This window comes from Enterobacter sp. V89_11 (genome assembly GCF_029967775.1).
GTDB lineage: Bacteria > Pseudomonadota > Gammaproteobacteria > Enterobacterales > Enterobacteriaceae > Enterobacter > Enterobacter ludwigii.
Genome location: NZ_JASCAN010000015.1, coordinates 125,633 through 142,003, shown reverse-complemented (window position 1 = coordinate 142,003; position 16,371 = coordinate 125,633). Strand labels below are relative to the sequence as shown.

The window sequence follows — 16,371 nt, the reverse complement described above, 5'->3', positions numbered from 1 at the left end:
AACTATTTCCAGTGAACCTGTGGCAGATCAATTTTATTCAGGAAGCCGTTCTGTGACCGTTAAACGCCCTGTTTCCGCAAGCCTGGCCTGGGCTTTCTTTTCGATGATTGTGTTATCCGTTCTGACCAGCACCGTCGCGCTGCTCACGCTTGCCAGCAGCCAGCGTGACGCCGAAGCCATCAATATTGCGGGTTCACTGCGTATGCAGAGTTACCGGCTGGGCTATGAGATGCAGCGCAACAGCCCTTCCCTGACACAGCATCGCCAACACTGGCAACACACCCTGAGCGCACCTGCACTCCAAAAGCTGAACCGCTGGTACGTGCCGGACGATGTCAAACAGCGCTACCAGCAGCTGCATCTGGCCTGGCAGGAGATGGATACGCACATCGCCCACGGCGATCTCGTGTGGTATCAAACCCATATCGAAGATTTTGTTGGCCGCATTGATGCCTTTGTGCTCGCCCTTCAGCACTATACCGAACATAAAATTCAGACGGTGACCCTGCTCTCTCTGGCCGGTGCGCTGGGGATCCTGCTGCTGACGGTGTTTACCCTGCGAGGCATCCGTCGTCAGGTGGTCTTGCCGCTCAACAATCTGGTCGCCGCAAGCGAACGCGTTGAACGGGGACAATTTGATACCCCGGCACCGGATACCGCTTTGCCGAATGAACTCGGTCAGCTGTCCCGCGCCTTTAACCATATGTCGGCGGAGTTACACACCCTCTATCGCTCGCTTGAAGATTCGGTTGCGGAAAAGACCCGGCACCTGAACGAGGCGCACCAGCAGCTCGAAATGCTGTTCAAATGTTCGCAGGCGCTCAACACCGGACAGATAGACAGCCACTGTTTCCGCCATATATTGCAAATCGTCCATGAATACACCCGGATGAATTATCTGGAGTTACGGACCAGCGACGACTGGCGTCTGTGTGAAGGGAGTGAGGCAGCCGACATGCCGCTGCAAAACCTGCCGGTGCTGATGCAGGACACGCTCTACGGCGAGCTGCGCTGGCAGAGCGAGACGGACAGCGTCCCGCTTCCGCTGATGAGAAGCGTGGCGACAATGCTCGGGCGCGGGCTTTACTTCAACCAGGCGCAAAAGCATTACCAGCAGTTGCTGCTGATGGAGGAGCGCGCGACGATTGCCCGCGAACTGCATGATTCCCTCGCGCAGGTGTTGTCGTATCTGCGGATCCAGCTTGCGCTGCTTAAGCGTGCCGTACCGCAAGAGAATGCCCCCGCGCAGACCATCATCACCGACTTCTCCCGCGAGCTTAACAATGCCTGGCATCAGCTTCGCGAGCTGCTCACCACCTTCCGCCTGACGCTCAACCACGCTAACCTGCCGGCGGCCCTTCAGGAGTCACTCGACGGTCTGCAGAGCCAGACGCAGGCAAAGCTGCATCTTGACTGTCGCCTCTCCTCGCTGGCCCTTGACGCACAAAAGCAGGTGCATCTGCTGCAGATCGTGCGTGAAGCGGTGTTGAACGCAATCAAGCACGCGCAGGCCAGCGAGATCACCGTAAGCTGTATCACCGCCGTGGACGGCACGCACAGCGTGAGCATTCGCGACAATGGCATCGGGATTGGCGAAGCCAGCGAGCCGCCGGGACATTACGGGCTGAATATTATGCGTGAACGCGCGGAACGGCTCGGCGGTATCCTGCACTTTTCGCAGCCACAAAATGGGGGAACACAGGTGAGCGTGACATTCCCTTCGTCGCTGGCGTTAACAGGTAAATAACCGTAAAGGGGGCAGCGCAGAGAAACGCGCATGATAATTTACATTATCTCCTTTATTTCTCCACGTTTGGTCTTCGTCTTGCCGCTAAAGTGGTGCGGGCAATAAACAATAATGACGTGCAGCAAAACGAGGTCAATTTTTCATGGCGAATTTTTTCATCGATCGCCCCATTTTTGCCTGGGTACTTGCCATTCTGTTGTGTCTGACAGGTGTCCTGGCCATTACTTCACTTCCCGTTGAGCAATACCCCGATCTGGCACCTCCTAACGTGCGTGTCACAGCAAACTACCCCGGCGCCTCGGCACAGACGCTGGAAAATACCGTGACGCAGGTTATCGAGCAGAACATGACGGGTCTGGATAACCTGATGTACATGTCCTCACAAAGCAGTGCCACGGGCCAGGCGACGGTGACCCTGAGCTTTACGGCCGGGACTGACCCGGATGAAGCGGTGCAACAGGTACAAAACCAGCTGCAGTCAGCCATGCGAAAACTGCCGCAGGCAGTGCAAAATCAGGGCGTTACCGTACGTAAAACGGGGGATACCAATATTTTGACCATCGCGTTTGTCTCCACCGATGGTTCCATGGATAAGCAGGATATTGCGGACTACGTTGCCAGTAACATTCAGGACCCGCTCAGCCGTATTAACGGCGTAGGGGATATCGACGCCTACGGGTCACAATATTCAATGCGCATCTGGCTCGATCCTGACAAGCTGAACAGCTTCCAGATGACGGCGACTGACGTGACGGACGCCATCAAATCGCAGAACGCCCAGATTGCCGTAGGGCAGCTGGGAGGAACGCCTTCCGTCGAAAAACAAGCCCTGAATGCCACCATTAACTCGCAATCGCTGCTTCAGACTCCGGAGCAGTTCCGCAACATCACCCTGCGCGTGAATCAGGACGGTTCAGAAGTGCGGCTGGGCGATGTCGCCACGGTGGAAATGGGCGCGGAAAAGTACGACTACCTGAGCCGCTTTAACGGTAATCCCGCCTCCGGCCTGGGGATTAAACTGGCCTCCGGCGCAAATGAAATGGCGACGGCGAAACTGGTGTTAGACCGCCTGGACGAGCTGTCGAACTATTTCCCTCACGGCCTTGAATACAAAGTCGCCTACGAAACCACCTCCTTCGTTAAAGCGTCGATTGAGGATGTGGTGAAGACCCTGCTGGAAGCCATCGCGCTGGTCTTCCTGGTCATGTACCTGTTCCTGCAAAACTTCCGGGCGACGCTGATCCCGACCATAGCCGTCCCCGTGGTTCTGCTGGGCACCTTCGCGGTGCTTTACGCGTTTGGCTACAGCATCAACACGCTGACGATGTTTGCAATGGTGCTGGCAATTGGCCTTCTGGTGGATGACGCCATCGTGGTGGTTGAAAACGTCGAGCGCATCATGAGCGAGGAAGGTCTTTCCCCGCGCCAGGCCACGCGTAAATCGATGGGGCAAATACAGGGCGCGTTAGTCGGCATCGCCATGGTGCTTTCGGCGGTCTTTATCCCGATGGCCTTCTTTGGCGGCACAACCGGTGCCATTTACCGCCAGTTCTCGATAACCATCGTCTCGGCAATGGTGCTTTCGGTACTGGTGGCGCTGATCCTGACCCCTGCGCTCTGCTCTACCCTTCTTAAGCCTTTGCACAAAGGCGAGCAGCATGGTCAGAAAGGGTTCTTCGGCTGGTTTAACCGCATGTTTAACCGCAATGCCGCGCGTTATGAATCCGCCGTCGGTAAAGTGCTGCACCGCAGCTTGCGCTGGATGCTGATTTACGTAGTGCTGCTGGGTGGAATGGTCTGGCTGTTCCTGCATCTGCCTACCTCGTTCCTGCCGATGGAGGACCGGGGAATGTTCACCACCTCCGTGCAACTTCCGAGCGGCGCGACGCAGCAGCAGACGCTAAAAGTGGTCGAAAAAGTCGAACAGTACTTCTTCACCCAGGAGAAAGATAATGTGGTGTCGGTCTTCTCCACCGTGGGCTCTGGCCCGGGCGGTAACGGGCAGAACGTTGCCCGTATGTTTGTACGCCTGAAGGACTGGGACGAGCGCGACACAAAAACGGGGACCGCGTCGGCCATCATTGAACGCGCAACCCACGCGTTTACGAAGATCAACGAAGCGCGCGTCTTTGCCAGCAGCCCACCGGCCATTAGCGGGCTGGGCAGTTCTGCCGGGTTTGACATGGAACTGCAGGATCACGCCGGTGCAGGCCACACGGCGCTGATGGCGGCGCGCGATAAGCTGTTAGCGCTGGCGGGCAAAGACGCTGACCTGACCCGCGTTCGTCATAACGGCCTGGATGACAGCCCGCAGCTGCAGGTGGATATTGATCAGCGTAAGGCGCAGGCTCTGGGTGTTTCCATCGACGACATTAACGACACCCTGCAGACGGCCTGGGGCTCAAGCTATGTGAATGACTTTATGGATCGTGGGCGTGTGAAAAAAGTGTATGTCCAGTCCGCCGCGCCGTTCCGTATGTTGCCGAATGATATTAACCGCTGGTTTGTTCGTAATAACGCAGGCGGGATGGTGCCGTTCTCGGCGTTCGCCTCGTCGCACTGGGAGAGTGGTTCGCCGCGTCTGGAACGCTATAACGGCTATTCGGCGGTAGAAATCGTCGGTGAAGCCGCGCCGGGCGTCAGTACCGGTACCGCCATGGACACCATGGAGAAACTGGTGCAACAGCTGCCTGCCGGATTTGGGCTGGAGTGGACGGCGATGTCTTATCAGGAGCGGCTCTCCGGGGCACAGGCGCCTGCGCTTTATGCGCTTTCCCTGCTGGTGGTCTTCCTCTGTCTTGCCGCGCTGTATGAAAGCTGGTCCGTTCCGTTCTCGGTCATGCTGGTGGTGCCGCTTGGCGTCATCGGTGCGCTGCTGGCGACCTGGATGCGCGGTCTGGAGAATGATGTGTACTTCCAGGTAGGGCTGCTCACCGTGATCGGCCTGTCGGCGAAAAATGCGATCCTGATTGTTGAGTTTGCCAACGAGATGAATGCCAAAGGCCACGAGCTGATGGCGGCCACACTGCACGCCTGCCGTCAGCGCTTGCGTCCGATCCTGATGACGTCGCTGGCATTTGTCTTTGGGGTATTACCGATGGCAACCAGCACCGGTGCGGGCTCCAGCAGCCAGCATGCGGTAGGTACAGGGGTGATGGGAGGCATGATTTCGGCAACCGTCCTGGCCATTTATTTTGTGCCGCTGTTCTTTGTGCTGGTGCGTCGCCGCTTCCCGCTGAAGGAACGTTCTGAATAACAGTGCGTAATAAAAAAGGCGGCTCTCAGGGCCGCCTTTTAGGGTGTGTGATTAATTCACACTATGGTTATTTTACTTATTTAAGTGCTCTTGCAATTCTTACTGAATGTCATTTACGAAGCATGCCTTCGATAAAATCTTTCCAGTTCCCCAGTTCACGTTCAATCATAACTACCTCTCTTATTATTATGCGCATTCTACGAAAACGTATCATCATTGTGAAGACCGTCTAACCTATCGCTGTGATTGTACCCCGCTACTGTCAGGGATTTATGATAAATATGAACGCAGGGCCTTAAATTTTGTGTGACGCTCAGCAATATTTTGAAATAACCATACAGGCAGGTGAGATTTAAATTACCGCCTGAGTTCATTAGCATTTTCGGTCTTATGGACATCTATGCTTAAATGATGAAAGAATATTCAGCGTACAGTTGTGAGTTGAATTAAGAAGAAGTGTAAATCAAGACAATTCCTGAATGTGTTATATTCCACTTAAGAATATATCTTCGAAATTACTGAACATTTAATCATCATAAGAACAAAAGGATTCACCATGGTTGTGATGTACGGCATTAAAAATTGCGACACGATCAAAAAAGCACGCCGCTGGCTGGAAGCGAACAACGTGGAGTACCGTTTCCATGACTATCGCGTTGACGGGCTTGATGCAGAATTTCTGCATACCGCTATCAAGGAACTGAGTTGGGAGGCGCTGCTGAATACCCGTGGTACCACCTGGCGTAAACTGGATGAAGCCGTCCGGGCTGGCATCAACGACGCCGACAGTGCCGCCAAACTGATGCTCGAAATGCCGGCAATCATCAAACGCCCATTGCTCTGCGCGCCCGGGCAGCCTATGCTGCTGGGTTTCAGTGAAACCCTTTATTCCGACTTTTTTCGTTGAGGTGTAGTTTATGTCATGCCCGGTCATTGAGCTGACTCAGCAGCTTATTCGCCGTCCCTCCCTTAGCCCGGACGACGCAGGTTGTCAGGCATTAATGATTGAGCGCCTGCGTGCCATCGGTTTCACCGTTGAACGCATGGACGTTGGCGACACCCAGAACTTCTGGGCGTGGCGCGGTCAGGGCGAAACGCTGGCCTTTGCCGGACATACCGACGTCGTTCCCGCAGGTGATGCGGATCGCTGGATCAACCCGCCGTTTGAACCGACCATCCGCGATGGCATGTTGTTCGGGCGCGGTGCGGCAGACATGAAAGGCTCGCTGGCGGCGATGGTCGTGGCGGCAGAGCGCTTCGTTGCCCAACATCCGAACCACAGAAACCGCCTCGCGTTTCTGATCACCTCTGACGAAGAAGCCAGCGCCCACAACGGCACCGTGAAGGTCGTTGAGGCGCTGATGGCCCGCAATGAGCGTCTCGACTACTGCCTGGTTGGTGAGCCGTCCAGTACGGAAGTGGTGGGAGACGTCGTCAAAAATGGTCGCCGTGGTTCGCTGACCTGCAATTTGACCCTTCATGGCGTTCAGGGGCACGTTGCCTATCCACACCTGGCCGATAACCCGGTCCATCGCGCGGCACCGATGCTGAACGAACTGGTGACCATTGAGTGGGACAAAGGCAATGAGTTCTTCCCGCCGACCAGCATGCAGATTGCAAACCTGAAGGCCGGTACCGGCAGCAACAACGTGATCCCGGGTGATTTCTTTGTCCAGTTTAACTTCCGCTTCAGCACTGAACTGACCGATGAGATGATCAAAGCGCGCGTTATCGCGCTGCTGGAAAAATATAATCTGCGTTACACCGTGGACTGGTGGCTTTCCGGCCAGCCGTTCCTGACCCAGCGCGGCAAACTGGTGGATGCGGTAGTGAACGCCATCGAGCACTATAATGAAATTAAGCCACAACTGCTGACGACAGGTGGCACCTCAGACGGACGCTTTATTGCCCGGATGGGGGCCCAGGTTGTCGAACTGGGGCCGGTGAACGCAACCATTCATAAAATAAATGAATGTGTGAATGCTGCTGATTTGCAGCTGCTGGCCCGTATGTATCAACGAATTATGGAGCAACTCGTCGCCTGACGAACGCTCTGAGAGGAATAGCGAATGGACTGGCTTTCAAAGTACTGGTGGATTCTGGTGTTAGTGTTTCTGGTCGGCGTGTTACTTAACGTCATTAAAGATCTTAAGCGCGTTGATCACAAAAAGTTTCTCGCCAACAAACCGGATCTTCCACCGCATCGTGATTTTAACGATAAGTGGGACGATGATGACGACTGGCCGAAGAAAGACCAGAAGAAGTGATTCTCTGTCCCCTCTCCTGTGGGAGAGGGGCCTACATCACATAAACTCGACGATATCATCGTCATTTGGCTTGCCACCGCTGAGCGCTTCATCAAAGTAGTGCTTCGGTACGGTATAACGCAGATGATCGAGCGCAAACTGCATGCTGCGGTCATCAATCGCGTGCCCCAGATCGTCTACAATATCCAGCGTCACATCCCCGCCTTCGCGGATCAGTGCTTCCTGCGCGGCAACCGCATGCGAAAGTTCAATCACACGGTCTTCACCACCGTGGATCAGATGGATCGTGGTCTGCGTCGTCGCGCGTTGCGGTAACGTCGCAAAGCGACCGTTAAAAGCAATCACACGCGACACCAGGCCTGGCTGCGCTTTTACGCTCTCCAGGGACATGATAGACCCTTGCGAAAAGCCAATCAGCGCGGTCGCATCGGCACCAACGCCGCTCTGCTGCTGCCAGTAACGCACGGTGTCGATAAAGACAGGCATGACGGCGTCAATACGTGCCTGACGGTTCTCTTCCGTAACGCCCTGAACGGAGAACCACTGCCGTCCGTTCGGACCACACGGCTCCACCCCGCCAATACTGACAATCAGCGCCTGCGGAAATACCGGGGCAAACCAGCTGCCAATCTGGCCCATATTGACGGCATTATCGCCAACACCATGAAACAGAAGCAGTAACTGTTTAGCCGGTTTATCAGGGCTTTGAACAACAAAATGATCGTGTTTCATGGCGGTCTCCTTATTTGATGGCCTGGATTCTACGCCTCTCAGGAGGAATGACCATGCCACTTTACTGAAGAAGTCATTGAAAAAATTGCCATTGCAAAATGTCGTCTTTCAGCTGCTGACAGCGTGCAGGTTCAAGGCTTTCAAGCGCTTGCGCCGTTTCACTGCGAAGCCTGGCCAGAAACGCTTTTCGCCCCGAAAGAAGCAGTTCAGCGCTGAGCCGGGCGTCATCACTTCTCGCCTCCACTTTCCCGCGCAGAGCGGGCAGCGGCATGTCCACGCTTAGCAGCAACCGCGTTAACGCCGCGACGGAGGTAGAAAATGCGCGATGGGCAAAGGCAAAGCCCGCCAGCTCCAGCCAGTCGTCACTATTAAGGGTAGCCTCCCAGCCATCGTCCACCGGGATCTTTTCACCGTTCAGGGCCGATAACACGCGCGCATCGCGGCGCAGTCGCTGATGTGCCTGCTCACACAGCTGTCGCCCCGCGTCGCTGAGCGGCAGCAAGGCCATTGCGGTATAACAGCCGCTGCTGGCTTCGCGATGGCTGCCCATGCGCACCAGCACAAAGCCGCATCGCTGCCAGAAACGCCACAGTTCATCGGTATAGCCAAAGCTCACCGACAGGTAATCCTCGCCGCTTGCGCTGCGGATCAGCGCCTGTCCGATGCCTTCCCGTTGACGACGAGGATGTACCGCTATTCGGGTCACCCGTCGGCCTTTGAGCGTTGCCGCCAGCGGGGAGCCGCCATGCGCGGCAAGGGACTGCGCCACCAGGTTCCCGCGAGGGCGGCGGAACCCCGCCCAGACGGCACGACTGAGCTGCGCCGTTAATCCCCCCTCTTCCACCAGCCAGAGCGCCCCGGCAATGACAGAGTCCGTTTGGGCGACGGCGAAGTGCTGGCCGGGCGCGTCCATCATGCGGCGTAAATCAAGCGGTGAGGTGCGGTAATGTGCCGCACAAAGCAGCTCATACACACTCGCCGCCAGCGCCGGGTTGCTCGCCCATGCTTCCGGGGCCAGAGAGGTCAACTGTATGGCGCCTGTTGGGCTGCGATCGATAAGCGTATCGTCAAACAGCAGTGCGCTGGCGACGACCCGCTCAAGAGGGCATCCTGCAGCCCAGCGTACCGGGGTTGATAAGGTATACCGCTGCAACCCGCTGAACCGACTACAGAACTTAAGCAGAAAGCCTCTTCCTGTTCCTTCGTAACCCTGCACCGTTGTGGTCAGCAGGACGCGCGGGAAACGGTCGACCAGCTTTTCAAGCAGCGGTCCGGGGATGGCAGCGGCTTCGTCGACAATCAGCCAGTCGGCCTGCTCCTCAGAGGCCAGCAGCGCGTCCGGGGCCATAAAGTGAAAACGTTCGCCGGCAAAACGGGCGATAACCTCCGTCGCCCCTTTTGATGGCGCGGTGACAATGGCACTGCCCTGCGTGCTGCTCAGCAGCATGCCCGCCAGCGCAGACTTCCCGCGTCCGCGCGGGGCCGTAACGGCCACAACGCCGCGTTTCATGGCCAGGAGTGCTGCCAGGATCTCAGCCTGCTCGCGCTGCGGCGCACCGCTGGCGGGCTGCCAGTCAGGGGCGTCGGATCGTGCGGGAAGCGATAAATGCTGGTGCTGAAGCCAGACTATCGCCTCAGGATCCTCGGCAATCGTCCGGCAAAAGTGGTGAATAAAATTTGGCGTGGCGATGGGTTCGGCGCTGTCACTCCAGCGCAGGGAATCGCTGTCAGGTTGTTCCGCCCACACGTCAGGGGGCGGTACCAGCAGCACCAGAAGGCTACCGGCACGCAGCGTCCCGCTCAGGGCCGCAAAGGCTGAGACGTCAAACCCGGCGCGGGCATCAAAAATTGCGTGCCGGAACTCGCGTCCCAGCAGCCCGCTGATGGCTCTGGACGCGTTATCCGCCAGCCACAGCCAGTCTCCGGGCAAGGCATCACGCAGGGCTGATGCCTGCGTGAATGTCCACTGCTCATCGCCGCTGAGCACCACCAGCCGACGATGACCTTTGTGCTCAAGCTCGCGAATCAGATGTTCAAACGCCACCATTACATGGCTTTGCCGAAGGTATTACACTGCGCCGGGTCACCGCTGTCGAAACCGCGTTTGAACCAGCTGTATCGTTGTTGTGACGTGCCGTGAGTAAAGCTGTCCGGCACGACGCGGCCCTGGCTCTGCTGCTGAAGACGATCGTCACCGATAGCCTGCGCGGCATTGAGCGCCTCTTCCAGGTCACCGGATTCCAGTACGCCCTGCTGCTGCATGTTGTGCCCCCAGACGCCCGCGAAGCAGTCCGCCTGCAGTTCCATGCGTACGGAAAGACGGTTTACCTCAGCCTGAGAGGCGTTTTGCTGAAGCTGGCGTACTTTGGGTTCTATCCCCAGCAGTTTTTGCACATGGTGCCCGACTTCATGCGCAATGACGTAGCCCTGGGCAAAATCGCCGTCAGCGCCAAGCTTGCGTTTCATGTCATCATAGAAAGAGAGATCGATATAGACGGTGCTGTCTGCCGGACAGTAGAACGGCCCCATCACCGACTGTCCGGTGCCGCATCCGGTACGGGTGGCGCCACGGTACATCACCAGCTTGGGTTGCTGATAGGTACGCCCCATTTTCTCGAACAGCTGACCCCAGGTTTCTTCTGTGGTGGCGAGAATAACGGAGGTAAATTTGGCCGCTTCATCCTCGTTCGGGCTGATTGAGCGCTCAGAATGCTGCTGTTGCTGCAGAGGCTGGCCGGTCATTAAACCGGTCAGATCGACACCGTAGTACCCCGCGACCAGCACCACAATCAGCAGAATAATACCGCCCTTTCCGCTGGGTAACCGGAAGCCAGGCCCACCCATTGAAGGACCGCCGCCGCTATCGCTGCGCCTGTCTTCTACATTGTCACTTTCACGACGCCCTTGCCAGCGCATAACCACCTCGAACTATTCCATTAATAATAGCTATGATCGTAGGCGGTTAACGGCAAGATTACCATAGGAAACAAGGGTAAGACGCCAAAGGATATACATATCCTTTGGCGATGAGGGAGTTAGTCGAGCTTAACGCCTAAACGGTGAGCAACCGCTTCGTACGCTTCAATCAGGCCACCCAGGCTCTGACGGAAACGGTCTTTGTCCATTTTATCCAGCGTTTCTTTATCCCACAGACGGCTGCCGTCCGGAGAGAACTCATCACCCAGAACCACTTCGCCTTTGAACAGGCCGAACTCCAGTTTGAAGTCGACGAGGATCAGACCCGCGTCATCAAACAGTTTTTTCAGCACGTCGTTGGCTTTGTAGGTCAGCTCTTTCATGCGCGCCAGGTTCTCTTTATTCACCCAGCCGAAGGTTTCGCAGTAAGAGTCATTGACCATCGGATCGTGCATGGCATCGTTTTTCAGGAACAGGTCAAAAAGCGGTGGATTCAGCTCAATACCTTCTTCAATACCAAGACGCTTCACCAGGGAGCCTGCTGCGCGGTTACGAATGACGCACTCAACCGGAACCATATCCAGTTTTTTCACCAGACATTCCGTATCGGACAACAGCGCTTCCATTTGGGTCGGGATACCCGCTTCGGCCAGTTTGGTCATAATGAAGTGGTTGAACTTGTTGTTCACCATGCCTTTACGATCGAACTGCTCAATGCGTGCGCCATCCCCTGCTGACGTATCATTGCGGAACTCGAGCACCAACAGATCCGGGTTTTCCGTGCTGTATACGGTCTTCGCTTTGCCACGATACAACTCAGCTTGCTTCTGCATCTTCATTACTCCTGGTGTGATGATTGGTGTTCAAAACTGGGGATATTATGCCACGCACACGTTTGCGTAGCACGAAAATAAAAAGGGCTGGATTAACCAGCCCTCGTATTTATTTGCTGAATGCAGCCTGGAAGACGGCCACCAGCGCATCGTTCTGCGACTGGGTCAGCGTGTGGCCTTTCGGATCGATAAACTGCAGACTGCTGCGGTTATCGAGGTCACCTACCTGAATCTTGTAGTCGCCGGAAGCCAGCTGTGGATCGGTGGCACCCAGTTCCTGCCATGCACTGTCAGACAGCGGCTTATAGGTTGCCGTCATGCTACCGGTTGAACGGGTGCTGTCGGTCACTTTCATGCCCACTTTTTCCAGCGTCGCTGGCAGGCGCTGCCAGGTCTGGTTAAACGGTGCACGCACAACCAGCATTGGCAGACCGGTGTCATCCGCACCGCTCTGAACGTCAAACGTCGCGCCGTTGCGGCTCTGCGCTGCGTTAGCGGCGTCGCTGGCGTTCTTATCCAGACCCGCGGCAATCACGTTCAGCATTTCAGTGCTGTAACGCTGCATTGATGCGGCATCCGCAACCGGTTTACCCGCCTGCTCCAGGTTCAACAGCTTAACGGTAACCGCCTGCTGATAACCCTGAGGTTTAACGGAGACTTGATAACGCCCACGGTACTGCTGATCTTCGTCCAGACGGTTCCACTCGATCCAGTCGGTGGTTAAGGTCTGGCTGGCATCATCACGTTTATCGATGGTGTAGTTCTTCGCCTGAATGACGCTCACAACCTGCGGCCACAGGGTGGTACCGCGGGCGCTTTCAACCAGCAGCGACGCCGTGTCACCGGTGAACTGGGTACGCGCCCCGCTCACCAGCGCCAGAGGCTGTGCTGGCGGACGAATATCGAGCGCTTTACCGACCAGGCCGCTGCCGTTGGTCACGGGAATATTGTAATCGCCGTTCTGAATCGGCAGGATCATACCAGCCGGTGCGTGAAGTTCAGCAAGCGGGGTCGCATCCAGATAGGATTCATCACCGCTCACCTGGCGCTTGTAGCGCGAGTCTGAACTACAGGCAGCGAGCAGCATAACAAGCGAAACACTCGCAACCTTCGCCAGGCGCGACTTCTGTACTGAATAAGCCATCAAATCTCCCTAAACTCTACAGCAAACCGGCATGCTTCAGCGCTGCTGTGACAATTTCACGACCGTGGTCGGTAATCGGTGTCATTGGCAGACGCAGCGTATCGGTTGCTACAAGTCCCAACTCCTTACACGCCCATTTCACGGGGATCGGATTGGGTTCGACAAATAATTTATTATGCAACGGCATCAGACGCTGATTAATCACGCGAGCTTCATCAAAGTGACCGGCAGCCGCCAGTTTGCACATTTCAGCCATATCGCGGGCCGCAACGTTCGCCGTTACGGAGATCACGCCATGGCCACCGAGCTGCATAAAGTCCAGTGCGGTCGCATCATCGCCGCTCAACAGGATAAAGTCGTCTGAAACCAGCTCTTTGATCTGATGAACGCGGCTTAAGTTCCCTGTCGCCTCTTTAATCCCGATAATATTTTTTACTTTCGAGAGACGACCAACGGTTTCCGGCAGCATATCGCAGCCAGTACGGGACGGCACATTATACAGAATTTGTGGCAAGTCAGTATGTTCTGCGATGGCTTTGAAATGCTGGAACAGACCTTCCTGAGTAGGACGGTTGTAATAAGGGGTCACCGTCAGACAGCCCACGATGCCGCTGTCGTTAAAACGTTTGGTCAAACTGATAGCTTCTGCCGTGGCGTTAGCGCCTGTCCCTGCGATGACCGGGATACGCCCGTCAGCCAGTTCCAGGGTCAGCATCACCACATCGCCGTGCTCTTCGTGGCTTAGCGTTGCAGATTCACCGGTAGTCCCTACCGAAACGATCGCCGAGGTTCCATTGGCGACATGGTAATCAATCAGCTTCTTCATGCTTGACCGGCAGACATTACCTTTTTCATCCATCGGTGTAACAAGCGCGACAATACTTCCCGTGAACATGAGCCATCCTCTGTGCGAACAAGAGCCTCAATGGTACGTTTGGAACTGTAATAAAAGCAAGCGACCTGAGGCCCTCAGGCGGTTGTATGCATGTTTTTTTTATGCTTTCCTTAGGAAGACTTAACCATGCAAAGGAAGAACAGGTTTGACAACCTCATCACAACATTACCTGGTTATCACTGCGCTGGGTGCTGACAGGCCGGGTATCGTGAACACCATCACCCGCCATGTGAGCAGCTGCGGCTGTAATATCGAGGACAGTCGTCTGGCTATGCTGGGCGAAGAGTTCACGTTTATTATGCTGCTGTCCGGGACATGGAATGCCATTACCCTTATCGAATCGACCCTGCCGCTCAAAGGTGCGGAGCTGGATTTGCTGATCGTGATGAAACGCACCACTGCTCGCCCACGTCCGGCCCTGCCCGCGACCGTCTGGGTGCAGGTTGAAGTCCCCGATTCACCCCATCTGATTGAGCGCTTCACCGCGTTATTTGACAGCCATCAGATGAATATTGCCGAACTCGTTTCCCGAACGCAGCCGGGTGACGGCAGCGCCATTCCCACCCTTTTTATTCAGATTACCGCGCACAGTCCTGCCTCGCAGGATGCGTCAAATATCGAGCAAGCGTTCAAAGCCCTCTGTACAGAATTAAACGCGCAAGGCAGTATAAGCGTCGTCAATTATTCGCAGCATGAACAGGATGGAGTTGAGTAATGAACCCACTGAAAGCCGGTGACATCGCACCGAAATTTAGCTTACCTGACCAGGATGGTGAGCAAGTAAATTTGACCGACTTCCAGGGACAGCGTGTTCTGGTCTATTTTTACCCGAAAGCCATGACCCCGGGCTGCACCGTACAGGCCTGCGGCTTACGCGACAACATGGACGAGTTGAAAAAAGTCGGCGTGGAAGTGCTGGGTATCAGCACCGATAAGCCAGAAAAGCTGTCACGATTTGCTGAAAAGGAGCTGCTTAACTTCACGCTGCTTTCTGACGAAGACCACCAGGTATGCGAGCAGTTTGGCGTCTGGGGCGAGAAGACCTTTATGGGCAAAACCTACGACGGCATTCACCGTATCAGCTTCCTGATTGACGCTGACGGTAAAGTTGAACATGTGTTTGATGACTTCAAAACCAGCAACCACCACGACGTGGTGCTGAACTGGCTCAAACAAAGCGCCTGATCGTTGGGCCGCGGCTTCGCCTGACCCGACCTACGCGGTAAATGCAATACGGTAACGCAGGTTACCGTTTTTGATATTTGCCCCTCTCCCCACGGGAGAGGGTATCAGGCCGCACAACTATCTACTTATCCTCAACCGCAGGCACATCCGGCCACGCGTGAACCACCGCTTTGATCAGCGTTGCCAGCGGAATGGCAAAGAACACGCCCCAGAATCCCCACAGCCCGCCGAAAATCACCACGGATAAGATAATCACCAGCGGATGCAGGTTCACCGCTTCGGAGAACAGCACCGGCACCAGCAGGTTGCCATCCAGTCCCTGAATGATCAGGTACACGGCGAAGCAGCTCCAGAACTCGGTCCCCAGACCAAACTGGAACAGCGCAACGCCGACAACCGGAATGGTCACCACAAAGGCACCGATGTAGGGAATGAGCACCGACAGCCCCACCAGCACCGCCAGCAGCAGCGAGTAGTTAAGCCCGAAAATTAAAAAACCAATCCAGGTAGCCACACCCACCACAATCATCTCCAGCACTTTGCCGCGAATGTAGTTGGTGATCTGCTGGTTCATCTCTTCCCACACCTGCCCGGCCAGCCCGCGATTACGCGGCAGAATGCGCCGCACCGCGTTCAGCATCTGCTCTTTATCTTTGACGAGGAAGAAAACCATTAACGGAACGAGGACAAGGTAGACGGCCAGCGTGAGCAACCCTACCAGCGACGCCAGGGAGTATTTCACCACGGAATCGCCCATTGTCATGATGCGGGCGCGCATGTTTTCGGCCATCGCATCAATGATCCCGGCATCCATCAGGGCGGGATATCGGCGCGGCAGCGTGGCGGCAAAATCGGAAAGCTTATTCAGCATGCCGGGCATATCGCGGATAAGGTAAATCCCCTGTTGCCAGGCCACAGGCATAACGACAAACGACATTAACAGCAGGATGCCGACAAACAGCACCAGGACGATACTGGTCGCCCAGCGACGGGAACAGCCTATATTTTCCAGACGCGCCGTTGGCCACTCCAGCAGGTACGCCAGCACAATCGCGACCAGCAGGGGGGCGAGAAGACCGCTGAAGAAGAACAGAATGCCGAATCCGGCGACCAGAATAACCAACAAAGCAATGGCTTCCGGGTCGCTAAACCGACGGCGGTACCACTGCATTAACATTTCGAGCATACAACCCTTCCCTGAATCGGATGGCGGGAGTGAGAACGTGAATTGTATCTAACTGTCACAAAAAAGACTTTCGCTTTTTGTCTCCCTGCCACGATCCGCAAAACCCTGATGAATGGGATTTTCTTCATGCCTCAACACGGCTACACTCGCAGGGCAGTGGAGATGAACGATATGCCGGTTCATCGGTCAAATTAGCACATCCCAAATACA

15 protein-coding genes are annotated in these 16,371 nt (G+C 55.7%); 7 read left to right on the top strand and 8 right to left on the bottom strand.

The features are described from left to right. Positions 1-52 precede the first annotated feature (52 nt). Together narQ and acrD are read left to right on the top strand one after the other, a co-directional pair. On the top strand, positions 53-1,747 hold the full coding sequence (gene narQ, locus QLG09_RS13415; RefSeq protein WP_040018106.1) for a nitrate/nitrite two-component system sensor histidine kinase NarQ: 1,695 nt from the start codon (positions 53-55) through the stop codon (positions 1,745-1,747). A gap of 142 nt (positions 1,748-1,889) precedes the next feature. After that, entirely contained in the window at positions 1,890-5,003 is a 3,114-nt protein-coding gene (gene acrD, locus QLG09_RS13410; protein WP_049022755.1) for a multidrug efflux RND transporter permease AcrD, read from the top strand. Positions 5,004-5,112: 109 nt separating this feature from the next. Here the strand turns inward: acrD and ypfM are convergent, their stop codons facing one another. Further along, positions 5,113-5,172 carry a protein YpfM gene (ypfM, locus tag QLG09_RS13405; RefSeq protein ID WP_015572204.1) on the bottom strand — a complete coding sequence of 20 codons (60 nt, stop codon included), beginning with the start codon at positions 5,170-5,172 and terminating at the stop codon, positions 5,113-5,115. A gap of 387 nt (positions 5,173-5,559) precedes the next feature. Here ypfM and QLG09_RS13400 point away from each other — a divergent pair, with 387 nt between their 5' ends. From QLG09_RS13400 to QLG09_RS13390, 3 genes are read left to right on the top strand one after another with little or no spacing between them, the layout of a single operon-like run. Further along, positions 5,560-5,910, top strand: coding sequence for an ArsC family reductase (locus tag QLG09_RS13400; RefSeq protein WP_049022754.1), 351 nt, complete (start codon positions 5,560-5,562; stop codon positions 5,908-5,910). Between the two features lie 10 nt (positions 5,911-5,920). Next, positions 5,921-7,048 carry a succinyl-diaminopimelate desuccinylase gene (gene dapE, locus QLG09_RS13395; RefSeq protein WP_014171110.1) on the top strand — a complete coding sequence of 376 codons (1,128 nt, stop codon included), beginning with the start codon at positions 5,921-5,923 and terminating at the stop codon, positions 7,046-7,048. A 24-nt stretch (positions 7,049-7,072) separates the two neighbouring features. Beyond that, positions 7,073-7,270, top strand: coding sequence for a YpfN family protein (locus QLG09_RS13390; RefSeq protein WP_014171111.1), 198 nt, complete (start codon positions 7,073-7,075; stop codon positions 7,268-7,270). 36 nt (positions 7,271-7,306) lie between these two features. Here the strand turns inward: QLG09_RS13390 and ypfH are convergent, their stop codons facing one another. The 6 genes from ypfH to dapA all read right to left on the bottom strand — a co-directional run bounded on the left by ypfH (position 7,307) and on the right by dapA (position 13,790). Beyond that, positions 7,307-8,002: an esterase gene (gene ypfH / locus QLG09_RS13385; RefSeq protein WP_032680517.1), complete on the bottom strand. Its 696-nt coding sequence runs from the start codon at positions 8,000-8,002 to the stop codon at positions 7,307-7,309. 73 nt (positions 8,003-8,075) lie between these two features. Beyond that, entirely contained in the window at positions 8,076-10,049 is a 1,974-nt protein-coding gene (locus tag QLG09_RS13380; RefSeq protein WP_049022753.1) for a GNAT family N-acetyltransferase, read from the bottom strand. After that, complete coding sequence (locus QLG09_RS13375) at positions 10,049-10,918, bottom strand: neutral zinc metallopeptidase (RefSeq protein ID WP_020883068.1); 870 nt, start codon at positions 10,916-10,918, stop codon at positions 10,049-10,051. The genes QLG09_RS13380 and QLG09_RS13375 overlap by 1 nt, the downstream gene beginning before the upstream one ends. A 119-nt stretch (positions 10,919-11,037) precedes the next feature. Next, a complete protein-coding gene (gene purC, locus QLG09_RS13370; protein WP_008501631.1) occupies positions 11,038-11,751 on the bottom strand; it encodes a phosphoribosylaminoimidazolesuccinocarboxamide synthase in 714 nt (237 codons plus the stop codon). A gap of 109 nt (positions 11,752-11,860) precedes the next feature. Then, the gene (gene bamC, locus QLG09_RS13365) at positions 11,861-12,895 is read right to left on the bottom strand and encodes an outer membrane protein assembly factor BamC (protein WP_020883067.1); all 1,035 of its coding nucleotides are present in this window, start codon (positions 12,893-12,895) and stop codon (positions 11,861-11,863) included. Between the two features lie 16 nt (positions 12,896-12,911). Beyond that, positions 12,912-13,790, bottom strand: a complete 879-nt coding sequence (gene dapA / locus QLG09_RS13360; RefSeq protein ID WP_014171117.1) for a 4-hydroxy-tetrahydrodipicolinate synthase — start codon at positions 13,788-13,790, stop codon at positions 12,912-12,914. Between the two features lie 145 nt (positions 13,791-13,935). Here dapA and QLG09_RS13355 point away from each other — a divergent pair, with 145 nt between their 5' ends. Together QLG09_RS13355 and bcp are read left to right on the top strand one after the other, a co-directional pair. Beyond that, the gene (locus QLG09_RS13355) at positions 13,936-14,505 is read left to right on the top strand and encodes a glycine cleavage system transcriptional repressor (protein WP_014171118.1); all 570 of its coding nucleotides are present in this window, start codon (positions 13,936-13,938) and stop codon (positions 14,503-14,505) included. Continuing rightward, complete coding sequence (bcp, locus tag QLG09_RS13350) at positions 14,505-14,975, top strand: thioredoxin-dependent thiol peroxidase (protein WP_014171119.1); 471 nt, start codon at positions 14,505-14,507, stop codon at positions 14,973-14,975. The genes QLG09_RS13355 and bcp overlap by 1 nt, the downstream gene beginning before the upstream one ends. A gap of 121 nt (positions 14,976-15,096) precedes the next feature. Here bcp and QLG09_RS13345 read toward each other — a convergent pair whose 3' ends face one another. Next, positions 15,097-16,161 (bottom strand): AI-2E family transporter, encoded by a 1,065-nt coding sequence (locus QLG09_RS13345; RefSeq protein ID WP_014171120.1) that lies wholly within the window; start codon positions 16,159-16,161, stop codon positions 15,097-15,099. Positions 16,162-16,371 lie beyond the last annotated feature (210 nt).